The following is a 2,505-nucleotide window of genomic DNA, read 5'->3' as shown; positions in this document are numbered from 1 at the left end:
GGGGACCTCTTCTCCGGCGGCCTCTCCGGCTGGGGGCGCCACCCTCCGGGGCCGTCGCGGACACCTCCGCGCCCGCCCGCGCCCCAGCCCTCGCCCGGCCTGCCGGACGCTGTTCCCGGTACGCCGGACGAGCCCCGACAGGAGACGTTTGCCCAGGTCGGGGCCGATTGTCAGTGGCATGCGCAACGATGTTCCCATCGCGATCGACGGTCGCGACCCGCGCGTGCGGACAGCACGGCGGACAGCACGCGAACAGCACAGTCGTGACGGTCATGACGATGACAGGAGGTTCGCAGATGAACGGGCCCCCGGAGGATGTCCACCCCGTGCTGCGCAGGGCGTCGGCCCCGCCCGCCGCACTCGACCTGCTCGACCAGGCGCGACGCGGCCTCGACGAGGCGGCGGAGCTGGAGCACCCGAACGACCGGTACGCCACCGCGCACCTGGCCGCCCTGCGCACCGCCGCCGCGGTGCTCGCCGTGCGCGGCCGCCCCGAGTCCACCGCACGCGCCAGACGGCGCATACGCAGCGCCTGGGAGGTGCTGCCCGAGGTGGCGCCCGAGCTGGACGAGTGGTGCAGGCTGTTCGCCGCCGGAGCGGCCAAGCGCGCCCGTGCCGAGGCCGGTATCGCCGGCGCGGCCGGCCGCCGCGACTGCGACGACCTGATACGCGACGCGGGGATGTTCCTGCGCATCGTCGAACAGATGCTGGTGAGGCAGCCCGTGCTGCCCCTTCCCAGGAGTCTGGAGGGGCCGGAGGAGCGCGGCCGCCCGGAAGGCGAGGGACCGAGGCTGCGGGCGGGCTGAGGCCGGCGCGGGGCTTTCCCTCTCCCCCGCCCGGCCGGCCGGGCGGGGGAGGTGACGCAATAGGCTTGGGCCAGCCACGTCCGAGCCGCCTAGGAGCGTCCGCCATGTCCCGCCCCCACGCACACTTCCGCACCGCCGTGGTCTGGGAGGTCCTGCGGGAAGCACTCGAGGACCGGGCCGAGGCCGCGGGCCGGAAGACGCTCGACGTCCTGGACACCGGCGGCGGCACCGGAAACTTCGCCGTGCCCGTCGCCCGGCTCGGCCACCGCGTCACCGTGGTGGACCCCAGCCCCGACGCGCTGTTCGCCCTGGAACGCCGCGCGACGGAGGAGGGCGTGGCCGACCGGGTGCGCGGAGTGCAGGGAGACGCGCACGGGCTGTTCGACGTGGCCGAGCGCGGGGGCTACGACGTGGTGCTCTGCCACGGCGTCCTGGAGTACGTCGACGATCCGGCCGAGGGGCTGCGCAACGTCACGGCCGCGCTGCGCCCCCAGGGCGGCACCCTGAGCGTGCTCGCCGCCGGACTGGGCGGCGCGGTGCTCGCCCGCGCCCTGGCGGGGCACTTCACCGAGGCCCGCAGGGCGCTGAGCGACCCCGACGGCCGGTGGGGCGGCGGGGATCCGGTGCCCCGGCGCTTCACCCCCGAGCGGCTCAGCTCCCTGGTGGCCGCAAACGGGCTGGAGGTCGGCGCGGTCCACGGCGTGCGGGTCTTCGCGGACCTGGTGCCGGGGGCGCTGCTGGACGCCGAGCCCGGTGCCTCGGAGGCGCTGGCGGCGCTGGAGGAGGCGGTGGCCGAACTGCCCGCCTTCCAGTCCGTCGCGGCGCACCTCCACGTACTGGCGCGTACACGGGAGGGTTCCGCGCCCCCCGCCGGCGAGGTGCGGTAGGCCACAGGCGACCCGAACGGCGGCTACCCGCCGTATGATCGAAGCACACCGATCGGCATGACGGCGTGGCGGCGGGGGAATGAGAAGCCCGACACCGCCACCCGGTTCCCGGTCCCGGTGGCACGAACTGGCGTAGAGGGGCGGGTTTCACGGGGGCGAATCCCTGCCTATCCTTGAAGGGTCGCATCCGGTCGCCCCCGCGACCGACGAGTAGGAGGACTCCGTGCCGCTCTCTGAGCACGAGCAGCGGATGCTCGAGCAGATGGAGCGAGCGCTGTACGCCGAAGACCCCAAGTTCGCGACAGCGCTCGAGGGAAGCGAGCTGCGCACGTACACCCGGCGACGGGTCTACCAGGCGGTCGCGGGCTTTCTGGTGGGCGTCGCGCTCCTCATGGCCGGGATGGTCGCGAAGCTGGTCATCGTCAGTGTGCTGGGCTTCCTGGTGATGCTCGGCTGCGCCGTCCTGGCGGTGACGGGCTGGCGCAAGACGCCCAAGCCGGGCGAGCAGCCCCTCGCCGACCAGGGCCACGACGCCGGAGGCCGTCCGCACGCGCGAAGGCAGGGAAGGCCGCGCCGCTCGATGATGAACCGCATCGAGGACCGCTGGCAGCGCCGCCGGGACGAACAGCAGTAACGGTCCGCTCACGCGCCGCCGCCGTCTTCGCCGGTGGGCGGCGCGCACGGCCGTCGCGACCCGACAGCCCCGCCGCACCGCCCCCACACGGCCGGCGAGCCGGAACCGACGACAGCGGGCGGCGGGGAGACCGGAGATTCCCGGTCTCCCCGCCGCCCGCTGTCGCGTCCTGAACGAC

3 protein-coding genes are annotated in these 2,505 nt (G+C 74.7%); all 3 read left to right on the top strand.

The genetic code is table 11. The annotated features are described in order from the left end of the window. Nucleotides 1-296: 296 nt before the first annotated feature. The 3 genes from L7D48_RS28015 to L7D48_RS28005 all read left to right on the top strand — a co-directional run bounded on the left by L7D48_RS28015 (nt 297) and on the right by L7D48_RS28005 (nt 2,327). Complete coding sequence (locus tag L7D48_RS28015) at nt 297-806, top strand: SAV_6107 family HEPN domain-containing protein (protein WP_237883778.1); 510 nt, start codon at nt 297-299, stop codon at nt 804-806. Nucleotides 807-910: 104 nt separating this feature from the next. Further along, on the top strand, nt 911-1,693 hold the full coding sequence (locus L7D48_RS28010) for a methyltransferase (protein ID WP_237883777.1): 783 nt from the start codon (nt 911-913) through the stop codon (nt 1,691-1,693). Between the two features lie 223 nt (nt 1,694-1,916). Continuing rightward, nucleotides 1,917-2,327, top strand: a complete 411-nt coding sequence (locus L7D48_RS28005) for a DUF3040 domain-containing protein (protein WP_237883775.1) — start codon at nt 1,917-1,919, stop codon at nt 2,325-2,327. Nucleotides 2,328-2,505: the final 178 nt, after the last annotated feature.

Origin of the sequence: Streptomyces sp. ICN903, assembly GCF_022015835.1 — a bacterium.
In the GTDB taxonomy this organism is placed as follows: Bacteria; Actinomycetota; Actinomycetes; order Streptomycetales; family Streptomycetaceae; genus Streptomyces; species Streptomyces fenghuangensis.
This window is presented reverse-complemented; position numbering and strand designations above follow the sequence as displayed.